The sequence below is a fragment of the Brachybacterium sp. AOP25-B2-12 genome (genome assembly GCF_052378625.1).
GTDB lineage: Bacteria > Actinomycetota > Actinomycetes > Actinomycetales > Dermabacteraceae > Brachybacterium.
Map to the genome: position 1 here is coordinate 142,321 of NZ_JBQSXW010000002.1, position 23,435 is coordinate 165,755.

Genomic DNA, 23,435 nt, shown 5'->3' on the forward strand with positions numbered 1-23,435 from the left:
GGGCGCGCTGGGCATCCGATACAGGTCCATGGCCCCGGGCGACGTAGCTTCGGCCCATGAGCACCTCGACCTCCCCCCGCGTCCCCGTCACGGATCCGCGGGTCCGGGCCGCCGAGCCGCGGGACCGCGACGCCGTGATAGCGATCCGCGACGAGGCGATCCGCTCCTCGACCGCCCTGTGGATCGATGAGGTGCCCACCCGCGAGGCCGCCCGCGCCTGGTTCGACCAGCAGGTGCGGGGCGGCACGGTGCTGGTCGCGGTGCACGACGGGGCGGTGGTGGGGTTCGCGGCGTTCGGGCCCCTGCGCCCCTACTCCGGCTACCGCTTCACCGCGGAGGACTCGGTCTACCTCGTCGACGCCGCGCAGGGGCAGGGACTGGGACGCGCGCTCCTCGAGGCGCTCGTGGTGCGGGCCGCCGAGAACGGCGAGCACTCCCTGATCGGCATGATCGAGGCGTCCAACTCGGCCTCGCTCGCCCTCCATGCGCGCTGCGGCTTCACCGAGGTGGGGCGGGTGCCGCAGGCAGGTCTGAAGTTCGGGCGCTGGCTGGACCTCGTGATCGTGCAGCGGCTGCTCGGCACCGACGACGCCCCCGGTCGATGAGGACTCCGGCGGGAACACGTCCGGTCCTCGCCGTGTTCCAGGCCGACGGGCCCCGTTAGGGCCTCGGTCTCCGGGGATCGCGCATTGGGGATCCTGCGCCGCGGACCGTGCCGTGCGGATCGTGCGCCGCGGAGCCTGCGCCCTCCGGCCCCTTCGGCTCAGAGGTCGAGCGACGAGGCCCGGCGCACGAAGGCGATCTGACGACGGAGCGCCCATTGCGTCGCCGGACCCGTCGTGACGATCGTGTAGTCGTGCTGGCCACCAGGCTGCTCGACGTAGGCCACGGGCACCTCGGCATCGACGAGCGCGGTGCGCAGCGCGCGGGCATCGCCCAGCAGCAGCTCGTCCGAGCCCGCCACCAGCAGCACGGGCGGCAACCCCGCGACGGACCCGGAGCGCGGGCTGATCCGAGGATCATCGAGCGCGAAGGCTCCCGCGTAGTCGCGGGCACAGCGTGCCAGGGCATCGGCCGTGAGCAGACGGTCCGAGCTCGCCTGGGTCCCGACGAGGGGGTCGCCCAAGGTCAGGTCCGTCCACGGCGACAGCAGCAGGATCCCCGCCGGGAGCGGGCCGCCCTCGTCGCGCAGGCGCTGCACGGCGGCGAGCGCAAGACCGCCACCGGCGCTGTCGCCCGAGAGCACCCAGCGGTTCTCGCTGAGATCGGTCGAGGCCACGAGGGCACGGATCGCACCCACGGCGTCGTCGAGGGCGGTGGGGAACGGGGCCGACGGCGGCATCCGGTAGTGCACCATCGCCCCGGACATGTCGGCGCGGCGCGTCAGCTCCTCGAACCAGGTCCAGTGCCCGGGCGCCTCGCCGATCGCGTAGGCCCCGCCGTGCAGGTGCACCACGGTGCCCAGCGTCGAGCGCGGCTTGTCGATCCAGGTGACCGGGACGCCCAGGGCGTCGTCCCCCGCTCCCCCGACGCGCTCGCGCAGCACCCGGGCCGGCGCCACGAGGCGGCGCGAGGGCTTCGAGGGCGCCTGGGTGCGGCGCACGACCGCCTCGAAGGCCGGCTGGGGCAGGCGCGACAGCACGCCGACGAGGGCGCCCGCCAGTCCGATCCCCTTCTGCCCGCTCGCGACCTCCCGCGAGGGCATCGGATCCTCCGAGGCGGAGGTCGGCGCGTCGACGATGCGGGGCACGATGTCGCCCTCGGCGCGGAGTTCCTGCGTGAGGGACGAAGAGTCGTTCATGGTCGGCATCCTTGCACGCCCGGGAGGGCGATCGACGGGAGGAGCAGGGGTCGTGGTGGTCGGGACCGGTGCCGACGAGGAGGCCGCCGTGCGGGAGCCGGCTCCCAGCCGGCCCGCGGGTGGGTCCGGACCTCGCGCCCACCGGACGCGACGCGCCCCACGCCCGCCGGGGCGGTCGTGGGGCGCGTCGCGGCGCCGTCATCGGCGGCGGAGGTGCAGAGGTCCGGTCACCTGCCGGTGAAGCCGTCCTTGATGTCCTTGGCGGCATCCTTGACGTGCTCGCCCGCCTGGCGGGTGCCGGCCTCGGCCTGGTCGCCGACGCCCTCGGCCTCGAGGCTCTTGTCATCGGTCTTGTCGCCGATGAACTCCTTGGCCTTGCCGGCCAGCTCCTGGGCCTTGTTCTGGATCTTGTCGCTCGCGCTCATGATCGAGCTCCTTCCCTCGGGGTGGACGGTGCGCCGTGTGGCGCACGACACGTTCGAGGATAGCCCCGGGCCCTCCATCCGCGCTGGGCACGGCCTGGATCGGCGCTGGACGAACGATGCGCCGGACCTGGCTAGGGTGTGCCCGTGAACCTCTACCTGCGGCTTCTCCGGATCCTCACGGTCCAGCGTCTGCGTCGGCGTGTGTCCCTGTGGGACACCGTCGAGACCGCCTTCCGCGTCTGGCCCACGGACCTCGACGTGCTGGGCCACATGACCAACAGCCGCTATCTGGCCCTCATGGACCTCGCCCGCACCGACCACATGCTGCGGTCGGGCTTCTGGGCGCAGGCGCGCGAGCACGGCTGGTATGCGGTGGTGGCGGGACAGACGATCACCTACCGCCGCTCCCTGCAGCCCTGGCAGAGCTTCCGCATCAGCACCCGCATCCTCGGGGCCGACGGCCGCTGGGTCTACCTCGAGCAGACCTTCCTCGACGCGCGGGGCCCGGCGGCGCAGGCCGTCGTGCGGGCACGCTTCCTGCGCCGCGAGGGCGGCTCCGTCGAGGTCGACGAGCTGATGGAGGTCGCCGGGGAGCCGGGCCGCGACCTGACCGTCGAGGACTGGATCGTGCGGTGGAGTGCGGACACCGCGATGTCGGGCGGGCGCGGAGCCGCGAAGGATTGAGGTCGGGCTGGTGCGGGGCCACGAAGGGCTCAGGGCAGGCGGGTGCGGGGCCGCGAAGAGTTGTGGTCGGACCGGCGCGAGTCCTGATCGGTGCCGGGGGGGCTGCCGTCGGCGACCGGCCGCGAGTGCCGACCCCGGCCCCTCCGCCGAGACATCGGCCGCTTCTCCCACCCATCGGTCGGCGCGCGTAGCGTGGAACGTGATCGACGGCATGCCGTCGCGGGCCGTCGCACCGTCGCGCACCCCAGGAGGAGCACCATGGCCATCTCCAGCACCAACCCCGCCACCGGCATCGTCGAGCGGACCTTCGAGGCCCACGACGCCGACGCCGTCGAGGAGCGGATCGCCGCCGCCCACGCCGCCGTCGACGCCCTGCATGCCACCGCGTTCGACCAGCGCGCCGGGTGGTTGCGCGCGAGCGCGGACCTGCTCGAGGCCGATGTCGACGAGCTCTCGGTGACGATGACCCGGGAGATGGGCAAGCCCGTCGCCCAGTCCCGGGCCGAGATCGCCAAGTGCGCGACGGCCATGCGGTTCTACGCCGAGCACGCCCAGGGCTTCCTGGCCGACGAGCCCCTCACGGACCCGTCGGCCGTTGGTGCCTCGCGGGCGTTCGCCCGCTACCAGCCGCTGGGTGCGGTGCTCGCCGTGATGCCGTGGAACTTCCCGCTGTGGCAGGTGGTGCGGTTCGCGGCGCCGGCCCTCATGGCCGGCAACACCGGGCTGCTCAAGCACGCCTCGAACGTCCCCGCCACCGCCCTGTACCTCGGAGAGCTGTTCGCCCGCGGCGGCTTCCCGGCCGGGGCGTTCTCGACCCTGCTGATCGGCTCGCAGCAGGTCGAGGCGATCATCGACGATCCTCGTGTGAAGGCCGTGACGCTCACCGGCTCCGAGCCCGCCGGCCAGGCCGTCGCCTCACGGGCGGCCCGACGCATCAAGAAGTCGGTGCTCGAGCTGGGCGGCTCGGATCCCTTCGTCGTGATGCCCAGCGCCGACCTGGACGAGGCGGTGTCGGTGGCGGTCACCGCCCGTACGCAGAACAACGGCCAGTCGTGCATCGCCGCCAAGCGGTTCATCGTCCACACCGAGGTGTACGACGAGTTCGCCTGCCGCTTCACCGAGGAGATGGCGGCGCTGAGGGTGGGCGACCCCCTCGACGAGGGCGTCGACGTGGGGCCCATCGCCCTGGAGAGCGGCCGCGATGAGCTGGCCGACCTCGTGGACGACGCCGTGGGCCGCGGGGCGACAGTGCTCACCGGCGGGGTCCGTCCTGGCGGCGACGGCTGGTTCTACCCGCCGACGGTCCTGGCGGGCCTGCCCGAGGGCGCCCGGCTGATCCAGGAGGAATCCTTCGGGCCTGTCGCGGTGCTGTACCGGGCGGCCGACCGCGACGAGGCGATCCGGATCGCCAACCAGACCGGCTTCGGGCTGTCGTCCTCGGTATGGACGCGGGACGCCGAGGACGAGGCGGCCTTCGTCGACCGGATCGAGGCGGGCGGCGTGTTCGTCAACGGCATGACGTCCTCGACGCCCCAGCTGCCCTTCGGCGGCATCAAGCGCTCGGGGTACGGCCGGGAGCTGGCCGCGGCCGGGATCCGGGAATTCTGCAACCTCAAGACGGTGTGGGTCCGGTGAGGTCGAGCGGGCGTGCGGTCGCGGGGCGGAGCGGTCGGGGTACGGCGTAGTCGAGGGGCGGTGCGATCGAGGCGACGTGGGTTCGCGGGAAGGTCGATCGGGACGTCGATGCCGACCTCGGCGGGATGACTCCCGGGGTCTGACGGAGCGGGGGTGTACACGGATCGGCGTCCAGTGCACATGCCGTCCGGCACCCTTGTCGAGAAGCAGACGGACGCCGCCACCAGGGAAGGCTCGCTGACGGACGGCGACCCCCAGGCAGGCTCGCTGACGGACGGTGCCACCCCGGCAGACCTGCCCAGGGATGGGGCACCCCACGTCAGGCCCGCCGATGGACGGAGACCCACGGCAGACTCTGCCTGCAGCCGGGACCGGTCTCGTCAGGCCCGTTGCTGAAGGCTCGCGATGCCGCGGCATTGAAAAGCACGGGGCCTCGGCAGAGCGCGCCCGGCTTCGAGGTCGGTGCCGCTCCATCAGCCGAGCGCGGCCGCCTTCGGGGACGGTGCCTCGGGTTCGCCGAGGGACAGCATGAGACGGTTGGCCCAGTGGAAGAAGGCCGCCCCGGCGATCACGTCGGCCACGCCCTGGTCGTCGATGCCCACCGAGCGCAGTGCCACGATGTGCTCGGTCCCGAAGGCGGGAGGGGTCTGGGCGAGCGCGGCGGAGGCCACGACGACGGCGTCCCACCGCTCCCCCAGCTCGGCACCGATCCCCTGGTCCAGCAACGACTGCACGTCATCGCGGCGACCGGACAGCCGGCTGGCGGCGCGGGCGTGCACCGATGCGCAGAACACGCAGCCGTTGACCCGGGAGGTCGCGGCGGCGGAGAGCTCGCGGTCGGCACGCGGGACCCCGCCGCCCTCATTGGTGAAGATGTCGAGGTCGGTGAGGGTCCGGGCGCGCAGGGCCTCGGGGTCGCGGGCCAGGAGCCGGAAGTACGGGCTCGCGGCGCGGGCCGCCTCGATGAGCCCGGCGCGCTGCACATCGGTGAGCTGGTCCTCGGGGACCGGCTCGACCCACGGCACCCAGCCGAGGGCGACCTGCGTGAAGGCCTCGGGTCGGTGGAGGTCCGGGTGCTCGAGGATCGTCGCAGGGGATGCAGGATGGACGGTCCGGGTCTCCTCGGCCGCCGGGGGGGCGGTGCCGAGCGTGCCCGGCGCAGGCGTACCCGCCGCAGCATCGGCCTCCGCCGCATCCGTCGCACCCGAGTCCGCCGACGCAGATCCGGCGCTGCCCCGCACGGGAGACACCGCCTCCTCTTCACGACCCTTCGCACCCGTCGCCGCGACGAGGCGGCGCAGGCCGTGGATCTGGCGCAGCTGGTAGGTCAGGAAGGCGACCAGCTGGCTCAGCGAGACGATCCCGTCGGGATCCCAGCCCGCGTCCGCGAGGCGACGCAGCACCTCGGGTCGGGCGTCGCGGGGATGCAGCACGAGCAGGTGGGCGTGGTCGAGCGCCGCGCGCAGCCGGGGTGCCAGCCGGTCGTCGTCGAGGTGGATCGTCGGGCCGGGCACGCTGTCGGCGGCGAGGCCCGGCTCCCGGTAGGTGCCGTAGGGCCCCGGCGCCCGCGTGGTCCGCGCGGCGTCGAGCACGGCGGCGGCCTCGTCGTCGGTCACGGCGTCGCGCAGCAGCTCCTCGTAGAAGGCCGCGGCGGGATCGTGCTCACCGTCGGTGTGCAGGAGCGCCACGAACGTCGACACCGCGTAGCGCTCCGCGAGGGAGAAGGTGCCGGGCGCGGCGGGCTCCAGGAGGGCCAGGAAGCTCGCCTGCGAGTTGTCGCGGGCGTCGGGACGGGCGCGGCGGATCGTGTCCACGGGGGACCCCGGGGCGATGCCCGCCAGCAGGTCGATGACGTCGCTCATGCCGGGACCTCCTCGCGGGCCGCGCCCACCGTCCAGCCGAGCGCCGGGGCGACCTCCCGCGCGAACAGCTCGATCGAGCGGTCCACGAGCTCGGGGGCGGGGTCCACGGAGTGCGCCTGGACGGACACCTCGGTGGCCCGCGCGGCGATGGTGTCGCGCGCGAGCACCTCGGTCACCTGCTCGGGGGTCCCGAAGGCGGTGCTCGACCAGGCCAGCAGCTCCGCGAGCGTGGCGTTCGCGGTGTCGGCCCCGGTGGCGCGCGCCAGGAACGGGGCGATGTGCTCGCGTGCGGTGCGCTCTGCGACCTCGCGGTCGGCCTCGTCGAAGACGAACACCGAGCGGGAGGCGAGGATCCGCGGCGTGCGGCCGGAGGGCAGGGCCTCGAGGTAGGCGGCCACGACGGGCTCCTGGATCTCGTGGACGGGGCGGAGCACGCCGTCCTCGATGGGCTGGTGGCGGGACAGCAGGAGTCCGTCGCCGTCGGCGCCGATCCCGCGGGCGCCGCGCTCGGAGAAGGTCGCCTGCCAGAGGCGGTCGGTGAGGCCGTCCGCGGGAGGGGAGAGCTGCACGTCCTGGGCCGATCCGTCGAGGAGGTCGTGCAGGCGCGCGTACTTCTCGGCGAAGATCTCGCGGCGGCGCTCCGGGTCCTCCCCGAAGGCGACGAGGGCGCGGGGGTTCGCGCCGGTGCCCAGGCCCAGCTCGAGGCGACCGGCCGACAGGGCGTCGACGACGGACGCGTCCTCGGCCACGCGCACGGCGTTCTCGTGCGCGAGGGTCACGACCGCGGTGCCGAGCCGGATGCTCGAGGTCCGCTGCGCGGCGGCGCCGAGCAGCACGAACGGGCTGGGCAGCCCGCCCTCGGAGGCGTCGAAGTGGTGCTGGGCGATCCATGCGGAGCGGTAGCCGAGGCGTTCGGCGGCCTCGATCTGCCGCAGGGCGATCTCGTAGCGCTCGGCCTGGGGGACGTCGTCGAGCAGACGGGTGAAGAAGCCGATGGACGGCGTGCTCATGGGGTGCTCCTGTCGGAAGGTGCGGATGTGGAAGGTTGGAGGCCCGTGGTGGCGCGGCCGGAAGGTTCGGGGTCCGTGGTGGCGCGGCCGGAAGGAACGTCGCCCGTGGCCGAGGGGCCAGAAGGCGCGTGGCGCGTGGCGGCGGGGCCATGAGGCGCGCTGCCCGCAGGTGTACGCCCCGCAGAGGCACTTCCGCCGATCCCGCGCTCACCCCCCACGAGCACGCCGTCGCCACCCACCGGCGGGCCGAGGTCAGGTCGCGGGGCGGCGGCGAGCAGGTTGCGGGTGTACTCGTGGCGCGGGGCCGCGTCGACCTCGGCGACCGTGCCGCTCTCGACCGCCACACCGCGCCGCAGCACGGTGACGGTGTCGGCGATCTGCCGCACCACGGCGAGGTCGTGGGTGATGAACAGGTAGGTCAGGTCGAGCTCGGCCTGGAGGTCCTCGAGCAGTCGCAGGATCTGGGCCTGCACGCTCACGTCGAGCGCGGAGACCGCCTCGTCGAGCACCAGCAGGGAGGGTCGGATGATGAGCGCGCGGGCGATCGCGACCCTCTGGCGCTGGCCGCCGGAGAGCTCGCGCGGCAGGCGCTGGGCGCTGTCGGCCGGCAGCGCCACCTTGTCGAGGTGATCGGCCACCCGGCGCGAGATCTCCGCACGGTCCGTGACGCCGATGTTGCGCAGAGGCTCCCCCACGGTCTGCTCGATGGTCCGGCGGGGGTCGAGGGACGCGAAGGGGTTCTGGTGGATCAGCTGCGTGGTGCGTCGGAAGGATCGGTGGCGCCGAGCGGTCGCGACGTCGAGGTCGCCGACGGTGATCCTGCCGCCCTCGATGCCGTGGAACCCGGCGACGGCCCGGCCGATCGTGGTCTTGCCCGAGCCGGACTCCCCCACGAGGGCATGCGTGGTCCCGCGGGCGATCGCGAAGCTGACGTCGTCGACCGCGCGGAACTGGCTCCTGCCGCTGCCGTACTCCTTGATGAGGTGGTCGACGACGACGAAGGGCTCGCGGTCCGCGGGGACCGGCGGTCGGGGCGGGGCGTCCGTGCGGGACGGCGCGTCGCGCAGGAGGGTCCGCGTGTACTCCGCCCGGGGACGCAGGAGCACGTCGCGGGTGGGCCCGGCCTCCTGCACGGCACCGTCGTGCAGCACCGTCACCCGATCGGCCCGTTCCCCGGCGAGCGCGAGGTCGTGGGTGATGAGCAGGACCGCGGAGCCGAGCTGCTCGCGGAGGTCGTCGATGAGGTCGAGGATGCGCCGCTGGACGGTGACGTCGAGGGCGCTGGTGGGCTCGTCGGCGACGATGACGTCGGGGTCCAGGGCGATCGCCGCGGCGATCAGGGCCCGCTGCCGCATGCCGCCCGAGAGCTCGTGCGGGTACTGCCGGGCGCGACGCGGCGGATCGTCGATCCCCACGCGCTCGAGCAGGTCCAGGACGAGCTTCCGGCGCGCCTCCCGCGGGGCGCGGCCGTGGATCTGCAGCGCCGAGCCGACGGAGTCCCCGATCGTGCGGACCGGGTTCAGGGACGTGGTGGGGTCCTGCGGGACCAGCGCGAGGCGCGGCCCGCGCAGCGAGCGGAACGCCCGCTCGGGCAGGTGCGCCAGGTCGATCGGGCCGCCGGGGGCGTCGAGCTCGATCCGTCCGCTGTCGATCCGGCCGCCGGAAGGGAGCAGGCCGATGATCGCCTGGGCGATGGTCGACTTCCCCGACCCGGAGCCGCCGACGAGTGCGAGGGCCTCGCCCCGCTCGAGCGTGAGGTCGACGCCGCCGACGGCGACGCGACGCTCGGAGGCGGACCCGAGGGCGGCCCGCAGGCTCGTGCCGCCGCGGCGGCGCACCCGGTAGGAGACCTCGAGGCCCTCGACGCGCAGGAGTGGTGCTGTCATGCGGTGACCTCCCGGACGACGCCGGCGATGCGGTGGGTGGACAGGACGACGAGGACGATGACGATGCCGGGCAGAGTGGTGAGCCACCAGATGGATCCGAGGTAGTCACGGCTCTCGGCGATCATCAGCCCCCATTCGGGGATGGGCGGCGGGGCGCCGTAGCCCAGGAACCCGAGCGTCGAGATCGCGAGGACGGCCGTGCCGAGCTGCAGCGCGGCCAGCGCCAGGACGGCACCCAGGGAGTTGGGCAGGACGTGGCGCCACAGCACCCCCCAGAAGGTCCCGGCCGAGCCGAACGCCGCCTCGACGTACTCGCTGCGCCGCACCCGCACCACCTCCGAGCGCGAGAGCCGGGCGAAGGTCGCGATCGAGGTGACCCCCACGGCGATCGCGGCGTTGGTGACGCCGAACCCCAGCAGGATGATGACGCTGAGGGAGAGCAGCAGCCCGGGGATCGCCAGGAGCACGTCGACGACGCGCATGATGACGGCCTCGCCCCAGCCGCCCACCGAGCCCGCGAGCACCCCGAGGGAGGTGCCGACGACGAGGCCGACGACGACGGCGATGGCCGCTCCGCTGAGGGAGTTGCGGGCGCCGTGCACGACGCGCGCGAACACGTCGCGCCCGGTGGCGTCGGTCCCGAACCAGTGCTGGCCGCTGGGCGGCTGGAGCGCCTGGGCGGCGTCCCCGCTGATGGGGTCGTACGCGGTGAACACGCCGGGCACGATCGCCCAGGCCAGGACGAGCAGCAGCACGAGCGCGGCGAGGACGGCGGTCGCGCCGGGCAGGGCCAGGGCGCGGCGCTCCGTGCGGGGGACGGTGGCGGCGGCGAGGCTCATGCGCGCAGCTCCTTGCGCAGACGGGGGTCCAGGACCGGGTAGAGCAGGTCGACGCCGAGGTTGATGACGACGTACGCGACCGCGGAGATGACCACGACGGCCTGGAGCACGGGGGTGTCGCGGGCGGCGACGGCCTGCTGGGTGAGGGTTCCCAGGCCCGGGCGGCTGAACACCGCCTCGGTCACGACCGCTCCCCCGACGAGCTCCCCGAACAGGACGCCCGCGATGGTCAGGGCGGGCAGGACGGCGTTGCGGGCCACGTCGTGGGTCAGCAGCCATCCCGGCCCGGCCCCGCGCCCGCGGGACACGGTCACGTAGGCCTCGGTCCCCGTGGCGTCGATCGAGCGGATGAGGATCTGCGCCAGCGGCGCGGCGATCGGGATGCTGATGGCGATGACCGGCAGCACGAGCGCCTGGGCGGGGCTCGCGTTGATGACGGGCACCAGCCCCAGCTGGAAGGAGAACACCTGGATGAGGACGATCCCGATCCAGAACACCGGGATGGACACGAACAGGGGCGGCAGACCACGCAGCAGGGACCGCAGCCAGGAGAAGGGGCCGTACGTCGCGAGGGTCGCCACCAGGACGGCCACCCCGACGGCGACGGCGAAGCCGATCCCCGCCAGCAGCACGGTGTCCGGGAGGGCCGCGCCCAGCAGGGTCGAGACGGAGGCGCCGTTCTGCAGCGAGTAGCCGAGCTCCCCGGCGAGGTACCCGCGCAGCGTCCCCCAGAACTGCACCCAGATCGGGTCGTCGGCCCCGTAGGCGGCGCGGATGTCGGCGATCTGCGCGGCGCTCAGGCCCAGCTCGGGGTTCTCGTAGCGCGCCGAGACGGCGTCCCCGGGGAGCGCCTGCAGCAGCAGGAACGCCCCGATGAAGGCGGCCAGGACGACGACGACCGCCTGTCCGAGCCTCCGCAGGATGTAGCCCATCGGCTCAGCTCGCCACCCAGGTGCCCGAGAAGTCGGGGCGCCCGATGGACTCGACCGCGAAGCCGCCGACCTCCTTGCGCACGCCGTAGACCTGCGGCTCCTCGAAGAACGGGAGCACGTATGCATTGTCGGTGAGGTGCTTCTGGACCGCGGCGCTGGCCGCGGCCCGCGCCTCGGCCTCGGGCTCGGAGGCGACCTGGACCAGCAGGTCCTCGAGCTGGGCGTCGACCGGGTTGCCGGCGTCGTCGGCGTTGAGCAGCACGTTGCGGTTCTTGATCGAGAACTGGCTCTTGATGACGTCGTAGTCCGCGCGGCCGACCATCGAGTGGCGCACCTGGATCGTGTCGAGGTCGTTGGAGGCGGTGTCCTGGGCGGCCTGGTCGCCCTGGAACAGTTCGAGCTCGACGCCGATCTTCTTGAGCTGCTGGGCCACGAGCGTCACGAGGTCCCGCGAGCGGGGCTGGGGCAGCGCCTCGTTGACCACGAGGTGCAGCCGGGTGCCGTCCTTCGCGCGGATCCCGTCGGAGCCGGCCACCCATCCGGCCGCCTCGAGGAGGGAGGCCGCACGGTCCGCGTCGTACACGTAGGCGTCGGTCTGCCCTGCATAGCCCAGGGCCGTCTTGGACAGGGACGACGTGGCCTCCGGGTAGTGCTTGGAGTACAGGGAGGACAGCACCTCGTCGCGGTCGATCCCCGCGATGAGGGCCTGGCGGACCCGGATGTCCTCGAGCAGCGGATGGCGGAAGCGGAAGAAGAAGCCGTTGTTGACGCCGTTGGTCTGCGCGGACAGGAGCGAGATGCCCGCGCCCTCGACCTGCTTCTCGTTCTGGGGCTCGATCTGGCGGGCGATGTTGCCCTGCCCCGAGACCAGCGAGCCGATGCGCACGCTGTCCTCGCCGGCGATGACGATCTCGACGGTGTCGAGGTAGGGGCGTCCCTGGTTGGACACCGACGGCGGCGCCCAGGCGTACTCCTCGCGGGCCTTCAGGACGATCTGGGACCCCACCTTCTCGGACTCGAACACGAAGGGGCCGGCGCCGATGATCGTGGCGACGTTGCCGGGTCCGAAGCCGTCGGAGTCCAGCGCGAGGGAGGAGTCCGCGAGGAGCCCGGAGTTGATCGTCGAGGTGGCCTGCGCGAAGCCCGGGGCGGGGGCCGAGAAGTGGAAGCAGACGGTGTGGTCGTCCACGACCTCGCCGTGGTCGTAGTTGTTGATGGCCTCGGAGATGGTGAGCTTGCGCGCCGGATCGCCCTTGCCGAACAGGTCGAAGTTCTTCACGACGTTCTCGGCGGTCAGGGCCGAGCCGTCGGAGTAGGTGACGTCGGGGCGCAGGGTGAACGTGAACTGCGTGGCGTCGTCGTTGATCTCCGGCAGGGCGGTCGCGATCCACGGCTCGAGCTCGAGGGTGTCGGGCTTCTGGTGCAGGAGGCGGGCCGTGACGTTGTTGACGAGCGCGCCGTTGGGGTAGAAGCCGCCCGCCGGCGGGTACAGGGTCGAGTACGCCTGGTGCTCGAGGTAGGTGAGGGTGCCGCCCTTGACCGGGTCCCCCGATGCGGCGGTCGCGCCTCCCGAGGAGCTGCCGCACGCGGCGAGGGTCAGCGTCGCGAGGGAGCCCCCGATGAGGGTGCGGCGGGAGATGGCGGACGGCGACATGAGGGGCCTTTCACGACGGTGGAGCGACGGCGTCGTGTCGAGCCGCGCTGCCGCCATGCAAGCACGGCTTTGGGCACCCCCAAGACACAAACGCCATCGGCCGACACAATCCCAGGCGGGAGCACGTGCGCCCACGTGATCGACGTCTCGGTGCGCGCACTCTCGGTGCCCTGCGCTCCGTCAGGCGGTGTACCCGCCGCCGCCCCCGCCCTGGGCCATGTCCTGGAACCGGGAGTACTGGCCCTGGAAGGCGACCGGGATGGTCGCGGTCGCGCCGTTGCGGTGCTTGGCGATGATGAGGTCGGCTTCGCCCGCGCGGGGCGACTCCTTCTCGTAGTAGTCCTCACGGTGGATGAGGACGATGAGATCGGCGTCCTGCTCGATCGAGCCGGACTCGCGGAGGTCGCTCATCATGGGCTTCTTGTCCGTGCGCTGCTCGCTGCCACGGTTGAGCTGGGAGATGGCGATGACCGGGACCTCGAGCTCCTTGGCCAGAAGCTTCAGGGCACGGGAGAACTCGCTGACCTCCTGCTGACGGGACTCGACGCGCTTGCCCGAGCTCATGAGCTGCAGGTAGTCGATGACCACGAGCTGGAGGTCGTGCTTCTGCTTGAGGCGGCGGCACTTGGCGCGGATCTCCATGAGGGACATGTTGGCGCTGTCGTCCATGAACAGCGGCGCGTCGGAGATTCGGGACATCGAGCGGGCCAGGGACTGCCAGTTGCGATCGTCCATCGAGCCGTCGCGCATGCGGCTCATGGGCACCTGCGACTCCGCGGCGAGCAGACGCATGGTGATCTCGGTCTTGTCCATCTCCAGGGAGAACAGGCAGGCGGCCTTGCCGTGCTGGATCGCGGCGCTGCGCATGACGTCCATGCCCAGCGTCGTCTTCCCCATCGCGGGGCGCCCGGCGAAGATGATCATCTGCCCGGGGTGCAGGCCCTGGGTGAGGTCGTCGAACTCCTTGAAGCCGGTGGGGATGCCGGTGACGTCGCCGCTGCGACCCTGGGTGGCCTCGATGACGTCGACGGTGGGCAGGATGACCTCGCCCAGGGCCACGAAGTCCTCGGACTGGTTGCGCTCGGTGACCGCGTACACCTGGGCCTGGGCCTCGTTGACGGCCTCGTCGACCTCGCCGCCGTCGGTCGCGTAGCCCAGCTGGACGATCCGCGTGCCCGCCTCGACCAGGCGGCGCAGCGTCGCCCGCTCGGCGACGATCTCGGCGTAGAAGCCGGCGTTGGCCGCGGTGGGAACCATGTCGATGAGGTCGGCGAGGTAGGCGCCGCCGCCCACCCGCTGCAGCTCGCCGCGCTTGGTGAGCTCGTCCGAGACGGTCACGAGGTCCGCGGGCTCGCCGCGCCCGTAGAGGTCGATGATCGCCTCGTAGATGAGCTCGTGCGCGGGGCGATAGAAGTCCGAGGCGACGACGTTCTCGACCACGTCGGCGATCGCGTCCTTGGACAGCATCATCCCGCCCAGCACGCCGCGCTCGGCGGAGAGGTCCTGCGGGGGCGTGCGCTCCAGCCCACGATCGGGACCGGTCTCGTAGGCAGCGTTCTCAGTCACCGGGACAGTCTAGGGACGGGGGCCGACGGTCGAGGACCCGGATGGTCGCGGCCCGACGGCCGAGGTGGCCTCCCGTGACCAGGAGCACCGCCGGGGAGCCGATGACCAGCGTGAGCCCGAGTGCGGTCGTCGCATGCTGCTGCGGCCTCGTGCGGTCTCCGGGTCCGTCGCGCCCTCCGCGCTCAGCGATCATGGTTCCCGCCCGGCCGGCGGACCTCCCGGATCACCCGGTCGACCGCCAGGACGCAGGTGACCAGGAGGGCCCACCTCACCACCACCGGCAGCACCGCGGACCCCACGAGCACAGGCGGCGACGCCCCCGTTCCCGCCGCATGGCCCAGCAGCGAGCCGAGCACGCCGACGGCCAGGATCCCGGCCCCCGTGCCCACCACCGCCACAGGCGCCGCCGTGTACCAGGCAGCCCGCGAGGACCCGCCGTCCCGGCGGAGCTGCCCCCAGATCACGATCGCGCGGGCGAGCACGAGCGCGAGGAGGGCCCCGAGGCCCAGCGCGGTCGAGAGCTCCGAGGCCGCGTCGATCACCGGGCCGTGGACGGCCTCGAGGAACAGGAGGACGAGCAGGAGGACGCCCGGGACGGCCGCACCGCCCACGGATCGACGCCCCGTCCCGTCACGGGCGCCGCCGAGCGGTCCCCGACGGGCTCCCTCGCCGGGCCTGCCCACGCCGGTCAGCGCCCACCCGACACCGAGCAGCCCCGTACCCGCGAGGAAAGCCCCCACCGCGATCCACCGCTCCCGTTCCCAGGGGTCGTGGACGTCCGCCTCCGTGCAGTCCTGGAAGCACAGCGGCACCGGGCCGATGTGGTGCGCCAGGACGCCGACGACGGCCAGCGTCGTGAGGGCGACGACGACGGCGAGCCCGCCGAGGCGTCCGATCCACCGCAGCACCGGGGCGACCGGGGCGTCGGCACCGCCGCCCACATCGCCGCCCGGGGCGGATGAGGAGTCCATGACCCGACCGTAGGAACGGCTCGAGCCCCGCACCCGGACCACCCCACGAACTCCACGACATGCGCACGAGAGCCCCGCTCGCCGCACCCCGCGTCCACGCGTCCCGCACGCCGCGCCCTCCCCACCGCCCCGTTCCGCGACACCCCGGCACGACCAGCCCCCCTTGCAGATTCGTTGACATTTCACCTACCGTGGTGGATCCACCTCCCCCGACGGACAGGACATCTCCCATGGCCATCGCCGCCGCCCACCGCTCCTCGACCGTGCGTGACATCGGTCTGCTCATCGCCCGCGTCGTCCTCGGCGTCGTCTTCGTCGCCCACGGCTGGCAGAAGATCGACCAGTTCGGGATCGCCGGGGTCACCGAGAACTTCCGCGGCCTGGGCGTCCCCCTGCCCGAGCTCGCCGCGCCGTTCATCGCCTACCTCGAGCTGATCGGCGGGATCCTGCTGATCGTCGGCCTGCTCACGCCGATCGTCGGCGTGCTGCTGACCCTCGACATGGTCGTGGCCGCGATCCTCGTGCACGTCTCCAACGGCCTGTTCATCGACCAGGGCGGCTGGGAGCTCGTCGGCGTGCTCGGCGCCGGAGCGCTGGCGCTGGCCGCGGCCGGTCCCGGTCGCCTCTCGGTGGATCACGCCTACTCAGGCCGTCGCGGCGCCCGCCGCAGGTCCGCCTCCGCCGCGACCGGCGAGACCGCCTGATCGCACACCCGGGCTCCGGGCTCCCCGTACCGGGACTTCGGCGCGGCCCCTGCGGGCCCCGCACCGCCGACTGACCCGTTTGTCACACAGGACGGACGTCCCCGCTGGTCACAGCGCCCACCGACATGGATCGGGCAGCGCGCGGACCCTCCGTGGGGACGTCCGTCCTTTGGATCCCCAGGGTCACGACGGGGACGATGGCTCGCCGTGACCACTCCCCGCCGGCCCCAGGACCTCTCCGAGCACTCCCCCGATCCGGGCACCGAGACCCTCGACCGCCGCTTCCTCGGGCAGCCCGGCCCGCTGTCGACCATGGCCAGCCTCGAGCTGTGGGAGCGCTTCAGCTTCTACGGCATGCAGGGCATCCTGGCGATCTACATGTACTTCGCGATGACCCAGGGCGGCCTGGGCATCGAGCAGATGGTCGCCACCGGGATCGTCGGCGCCTACGGCGGTGCCGTGTACGTCTTCTGCATCGTCGGCGCCCTCGTCGCCGACAGGATCCTGGGCCCCGAGCGCACCCTGTGGGCCAGCGCCTTCCTCATCATGGTGGGCCACATCGCCCTGGCCCTCGTGCCCGGCGCCCCCGGGCTCGTGATCGGCCTGCTGTGCGTGGCGATCGGCTCGGGCGGCGTGAAGTCGACCTCGGCCACCATCGTCGGCGAGCTGTACTCGCCTCAGGACACCCGGCGCGACGCCGGCTTCTCGATCTACTACATGGCCGTCAACGTCGGCGGCCTCCTCGGGCCGCTCCTGACGGGACTGCTGCAGAGCGAGTGGGGGTTCCACTGGGGCTTCGGCGCCGCCGCGGTCGGCATGGCGATCGGTCTCGTCTGGTACACGATCGCCCGCCGCGGGCTGCCGGCCTCCGCCTCGCGGGTCCCGGATCCCTTGCCGCGCTCGCAGTACCCGCTGTGGATCGGCACGGCGGCGGCACTGGTCGTCGTGGTGGCCGTGCTCGTGCTGCTGGGGGTCATCAACCCCGGGAACCTCGCGGACCTGCTGGTGGGCGTCTCGGTGGTCGCCGCCCTGGTGCTGTTCGGGATCCTGCTGCGCTCGCGCAAGGTCGATGCCGATGAGCGCAGCCGCGTCCGCGCCTTCATCCCGATGTTCATCGGCACCGCGGCGTTCTTCGCGCTGTTCCAGCAGCAGTTCACGGTCATCACCGTCTACTCCGAGCAGCGGATGGACCGGTCGGTGCTGGGCTGGGAGATGCCGATCTCCTGGGTCCAGACCTTCAATCCGTTCTTCATCATCGTGCTCGCGCCGATCTTCGCGATCCTGTGGACGAGGCTCGGTCGCCGCCAGCCGGTGACCCCGGTGAAGTTCGCGATGGGGATCCTCGCGATCGGCGTCTCCTTCGTGCTGTTCCTGCCGATGGTCCCGGCCGCGCAGGTGCCCGTGCTGTGGGTCGTGCTCATCATGTTCGTCGCGACGTGCGGCGAGCTGTCGATCTCCCCGGTGGGCCTGTCGCTGACCACGCGGCTGGCACCGCGCGCCTATCCCGTGCTCATGATGGCGCTGTACTACCTCGCGGTCGCCCTGGGGACGTCGCTCTCCGGGGCCCTGTCGACGTTCTACTCCGAGGACACCGAGTGGGCGTACTTCGGGATCAGCGGCGGCGCGACCATCGTGATCGGCCTGGTCATGCTCGCCCTGTCCAAGCCCGTGCTGCGGGCGATGCGCGGGGTGCGCTGAGCCCGAGCGTGCCCGCCGCGATGCGCCCGCCCGATGACCGTGCGTCACGTCGGTGCGAGCACGCCCGGTCCGCGACGGCGCCTCACTCCGGCTCGGAGACGATCAGCACCAGGGAGCCGTCGAAGGACTGCTGCGTGCGCAGCGCCCCGTGCCGCGCGTCCCAGGTGCCATCGGCGAGATCCGCCTCGAGCCGCGCGACCGTCCGCTCCTGGGCGGCGGGATCCACGAAGCTCCACGCCGAGTTGGCGCGACGCGCCCCCGGGTCCAGGATCATCTCGGGCCGCCCGAAGTACGCCTCGCTGAAGCCGTCCCGGCATCCGGCGGGGATGGGCAGGTCCAGCACCCGGGTGCTGCCCCCGAGCGCGGCGGCGACCCGGGCCGGCGCCGGGTAGCGCCGGGCCTCGGTCGCGATCATCTCGGGGGCATACTCGGCCAGCCACGTGCGGTCCAGACGCGCGGGATCGCACGTCATCACGACGACCGGTCCGCGGGTCACGCGCCGCAGCTCCGCGAGGCCGCGCTCGAGCGCACCCCACTGGTGCACGGAGAAGGTGGTGATGGCGGCATCGAAGGTGTCGTCGGCGAACGGCAGGTCCTCGGCGGTCGCGTCGATCGCCGGGGGCAGTGAGGGGTCGCGCTGGGCGCGCATCGAGGCGGAGGGCTCGACCGCGGTCACCTCGCGATCCCGGGGCTCGTAGGACCCGGCGCCGGCGCCGACGTTCAGCACCGTACGGGCCTCACCGAGCGCGACGGCGATGGCCTCCTCGAAGGCGGGCTCGGGACGGCGGTACTGCCCGTAGCCCTCGCCGATCCGCGCGTAGTCGGCGTCCCCGGAGGAGCCGTCAGTCATCGAGGGCACCGAGGGCGTAGGCGGCCTGCCCGGCGTGCTGAGCGGCGTCGTCGATGACGCTGATCAGACGCACCCCGCGGGTGACGGGCGGGTCCCACCGGTCGTCGATCACCTCGTCGAGCGCGGAGTCCTGGAGGGTGCCGAGGTAGTCCTGGAGGGACCGTGTGGCAGCGGCGACGTAGTCCAGCAGGCCATCGGGGTCCTCGGAGCGCACGGCGCGGGCCTCGGCGGCGCTCTGGCCGTAGCCGATCCCGTCTCCCAGGCCCAGGCGCTCATCGAAGCCCTGGGCCATCCACACCTGCTCATGACCGCCGAGGTCGGCGACCTGGGCGTCGATCTCGCGACCCAGGTGCCACAGCAGCCAGGCCACGGAGTTGGGCTGGGTGCCCACGTGAGCGTTGAGGGTCTCGGGGCTCAGGTGCGGGCGCAGGGCGCGCACGGCCTCGAGCGGACGGGAGGCGGCATCGGCGAGGAGGTCCACGGCGGTCATGGCCTCACGCTACGCCCAGGGGTCGACGATCGGCTCAATCGCCGACGACGATGTCCCCCTGCTCGGGATGGCGCTCGAGCCAGCTCTCGACGAAGGGGCAGATGATGAGGATCTTCTCGCCGCGCGAGCGGGCGTCGGCGAAGGCCCGCGAGACGAGGGCGGAGGCCACCCCCCGCTCCCGCTGGTCGGGATCGGTCACGGTGTGGATCAGCTCGAGCCGCCCCCGGGCACGCCGGTAGGTGAGCAGGCCCAGCTCCTCCTCGCCCTCGTACGCCTCATAACGGTCCTCATCGGGCAGGTCACGGATCTCGAAGCTCATGGGGTCTCCTCGCACGGGGGTGATGCGCATGCGCTGGGTGGGGCACGGCAGCGCCCAGTGTTCCAGATCGGCGTGCTCCGGTCCGGAGCGCTCCGGACCCGTTCCACCCTCGCCGCGGGTCCCGTCCCGGGCGCGACCTGGACGCCCCGTCACCACCGTCCCCGCAGGACGATGCCGTCACGGACGCGAGGTCACGGCCTCAGGCCCACGTCGACGCCCGGCTGCGGGGGCGCGCCCCCGTGGGAGCGGCGCGGGATCCCGCCGCCGGTGCCTCCGGTGGCGCCGGCACCGCCGCTGCCGCCCACCTCGCCCTCCGACGGCGCCCCGTCACCACGCACGCGCAGCGTGAGGCGCGAGACCTCCGCGGCCATCCGCTGCAGGTGGGCGTCCTCGCCGAGACGGCGCCAGCCGTCCAGGGCGCGCGTCGCGGAGTTCAGCGCCTCCTCGCAGCGGCCCTGGGCATCGAGCATCGCCGCGTCCCGGTCGGTGAGGTAGACGGACCAGAACCGGGCGCGCTCCTCGTGGCCGTCGGGCACGGCGTCGATGAGGCGGCGGGCCTCGCGGCGCCTGTGGGCGTACAGCGCCCGGTCCACGCCTTCAGCACCCGAGGCCAGGCCCAGGCCCGTGGCGATCATGCGGCCGATCACCGCGTCGACCACGTGATCCCACAGATCGGCGTCGGGGATCACGGAGGCCCCGCCGCTGCGCTCGGCCCGGCGGATGATCTCGCCGCCCTCGGCGTCGGCGTCGGCGTGGCGTCCCGCGTCCAGGGCCAGGCGCTGCACGACGGCGCGGGCCTCGAGCTCGGCCACGAGGAAGCGGCCGCGCACCGCATCGGTCGCGAGCAGGTCGTCGGACAGCCAGCGCGCCTCACGTGCCGCCGAGCGCAGCGCGGAGATCGCCTCGTCCGTGCGACCGGCCCGGCGGTGCGCCTGCCCCAGCAGCTGATCGGCCCGCACGGCGGAGAGGTGGTCGTGCTCGTGCCGGGCGATCCGGCGTGCCTGGGAGAGCGGCGCGAGGGCGTCGTCCTCACGGCCCGCCTGGATCCGCTGGGCGGCGACGACCAGCAGCGGGCGGACGCGATCCTCCTCGCGCGGGACCGCCTGCAGCAGCGAGGCCAGGCGTCGGGAGGCGTACGCGGCCTCGGGCCCGAGCCCGGCCGCCACGAGGTCCAGCACGAGGTCCGCGGCCAGGCGTGCCCGCAGGGTCGGCTCGTCGACCTCGCGCAGCCCGTGCAGCGCGGTCAGGGCGTGCTCGGCGGCCAGGCGCGGGTCGGTCTCGCGCAGGGTGCGGGCCAGGATCGTACGGGCCCCATGCGCGCTGCGGCCGATGTCGGTGGGGTCGGCGCGGTGCCCGCGCTCGGCGAACCAGTCCAGGACGTGGCCGGCCTGCTCGGAGGCCTCCTCGATCCGCCCCTCCAGCTCGAGGACCTTGGCCAGGCGCAGCCGCAGGATCGGCTCGGGGTCCCCCACCACCTCGCCCTGGACGGCCGCGAGCGCCTCGATCGCCGAGAGGATCCGTCCCTCCTCACGCTCGAGCTGCCAGGACTCCAGCACCCGGGGCGCGCCCGGGTCGGGGATGCCGTGGACGAGCCCCTCGACGACCACGAGGACGGCGTCGTCGACCTCCTCGCGGTCCACCGCCGCCAGGGGGTCCGCACGCCGGCGCCCGTGGGCGCGCGCCCCGCGGCTCGGCGCGGCGGGACGGGACGGGAGGTCCAGCGCCACCAGGAGCGCGCGGGCGTGGTCGTGGCGCCCGGCGCCATCGAGCAGACCCACCATCTCCCGCTGGACCCGCGAGGCCGCCGCGTCCTCGCCGGCCAGGGTCAGCACGTGGGCGTAGGACTGGAGCAGCTCGACGCGGTCGGGGAGGTCCGCGGGTTCGACCGCGAAGGCGTCGGCGAGCACCCCGGCCTCCCGGAAGCGACGCTGCGTGCCGAGGTCGCGGATCCGGTGGGCGGCCTCCAGGACGCTCCACGGGTAGGGCAGGGGGAGGTTCGCGGGGCGCAGGGCATCGCGGACGCGCGACATGACGTCGGCGTGCTGGGCCGGCCCGGTCGGCTCGTCGCGCCCGCCCCCGGACGTGGGAGTGGCACCGGGCGAGGACATGTCCGGAACGTTACCAACTGTCCGAACCTGTGCGACGGGGGGCGCGGGGGGATCCGGCCGCCGCCGACGATCCTCGGGGCCGGGAGAGGGAGTTCCTGGCACCTGCCGAATGCTACCGGGTGTGTGCCACGTCGCCTGGTCGGCCCATCGACCGCCTCCGGGGGTGCGGCACAATGGACGGGTGACCTACCCCCAGGTGCCCCATGGCACGGACGACCCCGGCGACCCCGGGACCGGGGTGTCCGGCGACCACGGTCACGAGCTCACCACGGAGCCCTCGGCGGACACTGTGCTCGCTGGCTACCGGAACGGTCGCCTGCACTCCGACGCCGCCGCTCCGACGGTGCTGAGGACGGATTTCGATGTGGACGCGTACGTCCACGCGGCCCGCGGGAGGATCCCTGTCGACCTCGGGACCGCCTCCCCCATGGGGGCCGATCCGCATGACGACTCCCTGCGCCGCGATCTCGCGTTCGTGTGGCGGCTGGACTCCGCAGGTCTCTCGGAGACCCGCGCGGTCCTGACCACCTGGACCTCGAATGAGGCGCGGATCACAGCCTTCATCGCGACCTGGGCCTACGAGCGCTTCTGGTTCGCGCGCGCCGCACGGGATCTGCTGACCGCCGACGGCGACGTGCCGCGCGCCCCGCGGCGCGGCCTGCGCGGGCGGCTCCGCGGGCTGTACGTCGAGCGGATCCTGCCGGTCGTCGCCCCGATCTGGACCACGATCGTCGGCGAGCCCGTCGTCGCCGGGCACATGGCGCGCCTGGCCGTGCAGGAGAGCGCCCTGCAGGCGGCCTATCGTGCGCTGCTGCCCCGCCTGTCGGGTGAGGCCCACCGGGTCGTCTCGGAGATCGTGCACCGTCGCGACACCGTCGTCGAGTTCTTCCGCACCGAGGCCGCCGCCCGGATCTCCCGCTCCCGCGCCGAGGCCGCCGCCGCCCGCGTGCACCTGGGCACCGGCTGGGCTCCGCTGCGCATCGTCGGGGTCCCCGACACCGACGAGCGGCGCGCGTTGTCGAGCATCTTCCGCACGGCCGCGGCGCGGGCCGACCTCGCCGAGGCCATCGCGGCCGTGCAGGACCTCCTGCCGCCCCGCCGTGAGCGCGGTACGCTCTCCCGGGCCCTGGCCCCCCTGCGGCGCCTGACCGGCCGCTCCCCCCGTCCCGCCCGAAGGGATGCCACCCGTGGCCTTTGACCTCGAACGCTTCGCCGAGACCTCGGATCGCGTGCGGTGGGAGGACCTCGACCTGTCGCTGTTCCGGTCCCAGCCGCTGGATGCCGACACGCTCCGGTCCCTGCGCTACATGTGCGACGTCGAGTACCACACCTCGTGCTTCCTGCGGGACATGCTCGTGACCCCCTCGCACCGCGAGGAGGCCGCCGGCGGCTTCATGACGATGTGGAACCGCGAGGAGTTCTGGCACGGCGAGGCTCTGGCGGCCGTGCTCGCCGAGCACGACATCATCGTCGACTACGACGAGCTCAAGGCCAAGCGGGTCAAGCTCGGCTGGCAGCTCGCGCTGGGGCCGATGAAGCAGTCTCTGCTGACCAACCTCGTGGGCCAGGACTTCGTGGCCGTCCACATGACGTGGGGCGCCGCCAACGAGCTGTCGGCCGTCGCCGCCTACCGGCGCCTGGCCGAGCTCACCGACCATCCGGTGCTGACGCCGCTGCTCAAGCGGATCGCCCAGCAGGAGACCCGGCACGTCGCCTTCTACACGACCCAGGCCCGCGAGCGGCTCGAGAACTCCTCCAACGCCCGCAAGCTGGTGCGGCTGATCCTGTCCAAGGTGTGGAAGCCCGTGGGCTCCGGGATGATGGACGAGTCCGAGGTCAAGGCCGTCATGACCCACCTGTTCGAGCACCGCCACGACGATCTCGACAAGCTCGACCAGCGCATCCAGCGCTTCCCCGGGCTCGACGGGGTGACGATCTTCCGCTCGGCGTTCCGCAGCCTCGGCGTCGCCTGAGCCTGCGCCACCGGGGCGCTGGGGAACT

The 23,435-nt window shown here is 73.1% G+C and carries 21 protein-coding genes; 7 read left to right on the forward strand and 14 right to left on the reverse strand.

The annotated features are described in order from the left end of the window. Positions 1-56: 56 nt before the first annotated feature. Complete coding sequence (locus ACT3TZ_RS02345) at positions 57-605, forward strand: GNAT family N-acetyltransferase (RefSeq protein ID WP_444581784.1); 549 nt, start codon at positions 57-59, stop codon at positions 603-605. Between the two features lie 158 nt (positions 606-763). Here ACT3TZ_RS02345 and ACT3TZ_RS02350 read toward each other — a convergent pair whose 3' ends face one another. Both ACT3TZ_RS02350 and ACT3TZ_RS02355 read right to left on the reverse strand, forming a co-directional pair. Further along, on the reverse strand, positions 764-1,801 hold the full coding sequence (locus tag ACT3TZ_RS02350) for an alpha/beta hydrolase (RefSeq protein WP_444581785.1): 1,038 nt from the start codon (positions 1,799-1,801) through the stop codon (positions 764-766). A gap of 227 nt (positions 1,802-2,028) precedes the next feature. Then, the gene (locus ACT3TZ_RS02355; protein WP_444581786.1) at positions 2,029-2,226 is read right to left on the reverse strand and encodes a CsbD family protein; all 198 of its coding nucleotides are present in this window, start codon (positions 2,224-2,226) and stop codon (positions 2,029-2,031) included. Between the two features lie 144 nt (positions 2,227-2,370). Here ACT3TZ_RS02355 and ACT3TZ_RS02360 point away from each other — a divergent pair, with 144 nt between their 5' ends. Together ACT3TZ_RS02360 and ACT3TZ_RS02365 are read left to right on the forward strand one after the other, a co-directional pair. Then, positions 2,371-2,910, forward strand: coding sequence for a thioesterase family protein (locus ACT3TZ_RS02360; protein ID WP_444581787.1), 540 nt, complete (start codon positions 2,371-2,373; stop codon positions 2,908-2,910). 258 nt (positions 2,911-3,168) lie between these two features. Then, a complete protein-coding gene (locus tag ACT3TZ_RS02365; protein WP_444581788.1) occupies positions 3,169-4,545 on the forward strand; it encodes an NADP-dependent succinic semialdehyde dehydrogenase in 1,377 nt (458 codons plus the stop codon). A gap of 473 nt (positions 4,546-5,018) precedes the next feature. Here the strand turns inward: ACT3TZ_RS02365 and ACT3TZ_RS02370 are convergent, their stop codons facing one another. The 8 genes from ACT3TZ_RS02370 to ACT3TZ_RS02405 all read right to left on the reverse strand — a co-directional run bounded on the left by ACT3TZ_RS02370 (position 5,019) and on the right by ACT3TZ_RS02405 (position 15,265). After that, complete coding sequence (locus ACT3TZ_RS02370; protein ID WP_444581789.1) at positions 5,019-6,407, reverse strand: alkylhydroperoxidase domain protein; 1,389 nt, start codon at positions 6,405-6,407, stop codon at positions 5,019-5,021. After that, positions 6,404-7,417: an LLM class flavin-dependent oxidoreductase gene (locus ACT3TZ_RS02375; RefSeq protein WP_444581790.1), complete on the reverse strand. Its 1,014-nt coding sequence runs from the start codon at positions 7,415-7,417 to the stop codon at positions 6,404-6,406. The genes ACT3TZ_RS02370 and ACT3TZ_RS02375 overlap by 4 nt, the downstream gene beginning before the upstream one ends. Beyond that, positions 7,414-9,303 carry a dipeptide ABC transporter ATP-binding protein gene (locus ACT3TZ_RS02380; protein ID WP_444581791.1) on the reverse strand — a complete coding sequence of 630 codons (1,890 nt, stop codon included), beginning with the start codon at positions 9,301-9,303 and terminating at the stop codon, positions 7,414-7,416. Before ACT3TZ_RS02380 ends, ACT3TZ_RS02375 begins: the two co-directional genes overlap by 4 nt. Then, a complete protein-coding gene (locus ACT3TZ_RS02385; RefSeq protein WP_444581792.1) occupies positions 9,300-10,142 on the reverse strand; it encodes an ABC transporter permease in 843 nt (280 codons plus the stop codon). The genes ACT3TZ_RS02380 and ACT3TZ_RS02385 overlap by 4 nt, the downstream gene beginning before the upstream one ends. Beyond that, complete coding sequence (locus ACT3TZ_RS02390; protein ID WP_444581793.1) at positions 10,139-11,074, reverse strand: ABC transporter permease; 936 nt, start codon at positions 11,072-11,074, stop codon at positions 10,139-10,141. The genes ACT3TZ_RS02385 and ACT3TZ_RS02390 overlap by 4 nt, the downstream gene beginning before the upstream one ends. Before the next feature lie 4 nt (positions 11,075-11,078). Then, positions 11,079-12,728, reverse strand: coding sequence for a TIGR04028 family ABC transporter substrate-binding protein (locus tag ACT3TZ_RS02395; RefSeq protein ID WP_444581794.1), 1,650 nt, complete (start codon positions 12,726-12,728; stop codon positions 11,079-11,081). A 180-nt stretch (positions 12,729-12,908) separates the two neighbouring features. Further along, complete coding sequence (gene dnaB, locus ACT3TZ_RS02400) at positions 12,909-14,294, reverse strand: replicative DNA helicase (RefSeq protein WP_444581795.1); 1,386 nt, start codon at positions 14,292-14,294, stop codon at positions 12,909-12,911. A 182-nt stretch (positions 14,295-14,476) separates the two neighbouring features. Further along, positions 14,477-15,265, reverse strand: a complete 789-nt coding sequence (locus tag ACT3TZ_RS02405; RefSeq protein WP_444581796.1) for a hypothetical protein — start codon at positions 15,263-15,265, stop codon at positions 14,477-14,479. Positions 15,266-15,495: 230 nt separating this feature from the next. Between ACT3TZ_RS02405 and ACT3TZ_RS02410 the strand changes: the two genes are divergently transcribed. Both ACT3TZ_RS02410 and ACT3TZ_RS02415 read left to right on the forward strand, forming a co-directional pair. Next, positions 15,496-15,969 carry a DoxX family protein gene (locus ACT3TZ_RS02410; protein WP_444581797.1) on the forward strand — a complete coding sequence of 158 codons (474 nt, stop codon included), beginning with the start codon at positions 15,496-15,498 and terminating at the stop codon, positions 15,967-15,969. 207 nt (positions 15,970-16,176) lie between these two features. Continuing rightward, positions 16,177-17,667, forward strand: a complete 1,491-nt coding sequence (locus ACT3TZ_RS02415) for a peptide MFS transporter (RefSeq protein WP_444581798.1) — start codon at positions 16,177-16,179, stop codon at positions 17,665-17,667. A gap of 82 nt (positions 17,668-17,749) precedes the next feature. On the opposite strand, the gene ACT3TZ_RS02420 is transcribed toward ACT3TZ_RS02415, so the two are convergent. From ACT3TZ_RS02420 to ACT3TZ_RS02435, 4 genes are all read right to left on the reverse strand, one after another. Next, positions 17,750-18,517 carry a class I SAM-dependent methyltransferase gene (locus ACT3TZ_RS02420; protein WP_444581799.1) on the reverse strand — a complete coding sequence of 256 codons (768 nt, stop codon included), beginning with the start codon at positions 18,515-18,517 and terminating at the stop codon, positions 17,750-17,752. After that, positions 18,510-19,007, reverse strand: coding sequence for a mycothiol transferase (locus tag ACT3TZ_RS02425; RefSeq protein ID WP_444581800.1), 498 nt, complete (start codon positions 19,005-19,007; stop codon positions 18,510-18,512). Before ACT3TZ_RS02425 ends, ACT3TZ_RS02420 begins: the two co-directional genes overlap by 8 nt. 34 nt (positions 19,008-19,041) lie before the next feature. Then, entirely contained in the window at positions 19,042-19,356 is a 315-nt protein-coding gene (locus tag ACT3TZ_RS02430; RefSeq protein ID WP_444581801.1) for a GNAT family N-acetyltransferase, read from the reverse strand. A gap of 161 nt (positions 19,357-19,517) precedes the next feature. After that, the gene (locus tag ACT3TZ_RS02435) at positions 19,518-21,434 is read right to left on the reverse strand and encodes a hypothetical protein (RefSeq protein ID WP_444581802.1); all 1,917 of its coding nucleotides are present in this window, start codon (positions 21,432-21,434) and stop codon (positions 19,518-19,520) included. 181 nt (positions 21,435-21,615) lie between these two features. On the opposite strand from ACT3TZ_RS02435, the gene ACT3TZ_RS02440 reads away from it, so the two are divergent. Both ACT3TZ_RS02440 and ACT3TZ_RS02445 read left to right on the forward strand, forming a co-directional pair. Then, a complete protein-coding gene (locus ACT3TZ_RS02440) occupies positions 21,616-22,632 on the forward strand; it encodes a hypothetical protein (RefSeq protein ID WP_444581803.1) in 1,017 nt (338 codons plus the stop codon). Then, a complete protein-coding gene (locus ACT3TZ_RS02445) occupies positions 22,622-23,407 on the forward strand; it encodes a ferritin-like domain-containing protein (RefSeq protein WP_444581804.1) in 786 nt (261 codons plus the stop codon). The genes ACT3TZ_RS02440 and ACT3TZ_RS02445 overlap by 11 nt, the downstream gene beginning before the upstream one ends. Positions 23,408-23,435 lie beyond the last annotated feature (28 nt).

Bases quoted from the DNA above. Each gene is read 5' to 3' on its own strand.
- ACT3TZ_RS02390 (WP_444581793.1), bottom strand. From the start codon at position 11,074: ATGGGCTACATCCTGCGGAGGCTCGGACAGGCGGTCGTCGTCGTCCTG.
- ACT3TZ_RS02375 (WP_444581790.1), bottom strand. From the start codon at position 7,417: ATGAGCACGCCGTCCATCGGCTTCTTCACCCGTCTGCTCGACGACGTC.
- ACT3TZ_RS02345 (WP_444581784.1), top strand. From the start codon at position 57: ATGAGCACCTCGACCTCCCCCCGCGTCCCCGTCACGGATCCGCGGGTC.
- ACT3TZ_RS02405 (WP_444581796.1), bottom strand. From the start codon at position 15,265: ATGGACTCCTCATCCGCCCCGGGCGGCGATGTGGGCGGCGGTGCCGAC.
- ACT3TZ_RS02410 (WP_444581797.1), top strand. From the start codon at position 15,496: ATGGCCATCGCCGCCGCCCACCGCTCCTCGACCGTGCGTGACATCGGT.
- ACT3TZ_RS02435 (WP_444581802.1), bottom strand. From the start codon at position 21,434: ATGTCCTCGCCCGGTGCCACTCCCACGTCCGGGGGCGGGCGCGACGAG.
- ACT3TZ_RS02370 (WP_444581789.1), bottom strand. From the start codon at position 6,407: ATGAGCGACGTCATCGACCTGCTGGCGGGCATCGCCCCGGGGTCCCCC.
- ACT3TZ_RS02350 (WP_444581785.1), bottom strand. From the start codon at position 1,801: ATGAACGACTCTTCGTCCCTCACGCAGGAACTCCGCGCCGAGGGCGAC.
- ACT3TZ_RS02380 (WP_444581791.1), bottom strand. From the start codon at position 9,303: ATGACAGCACCACTCCTGCGCGTCGAGGGCCTCGAGGTCTCCTACCGG.
- ACT3TZ_RS02420 (WP_444581799.1), bottom strand. From the start codon at position 18,517: ATGACTGACGGCTCCTCCGGGGACGCCGACTACGCGCGGATCGGCGAG.
- ACT3TZ_RS02365 (WP_444581788.1), top strand. From the start codon at position 3,169: ATGGCCATCTCCAGCACCAACCCCGCCACCGGCATCGTCGAGCGGACC.
- ACT3TZ_RS02355 (WP_444581786.1), bottom strand. From the start codon at position 2,226: ATGAGCGCGAGCGACAAGATCCAGAACAAGGCCCAGGAGCTGGCCGGC.
- ACT3TZ_RS02395 (WP_444581794.1), bottom strand. From the start codon at position 12,728: ATGTCGCCGTCCGCCATCTCCCGCCGCACCCTCATCGGGGGCTCCCTC.
- ACT3TZ_RS02430 (WP_444581801.1), bottom strand. From the start codon at position 19,356: ATGCGCATCACCCCCGTGCGAGGAGACCCCATGAGCTTCGAGATCCGT.
- ACT3TZ_RS02385 (WP_444581792.1), bottom strand. From the start codon at position 10,142: ATGAGCCTCGCCGCCGCCACCGTCCCCCGCACGGAGCGCCGCGCCCTG.
- ACT3TZ_RS02425 (WP_444581800.1), bottom strand. From the start codon at position 19,007: ATGACCGCCGTGGACCTCCTCGCCGATGCCGCCTCCCGTCCGCTCGAG.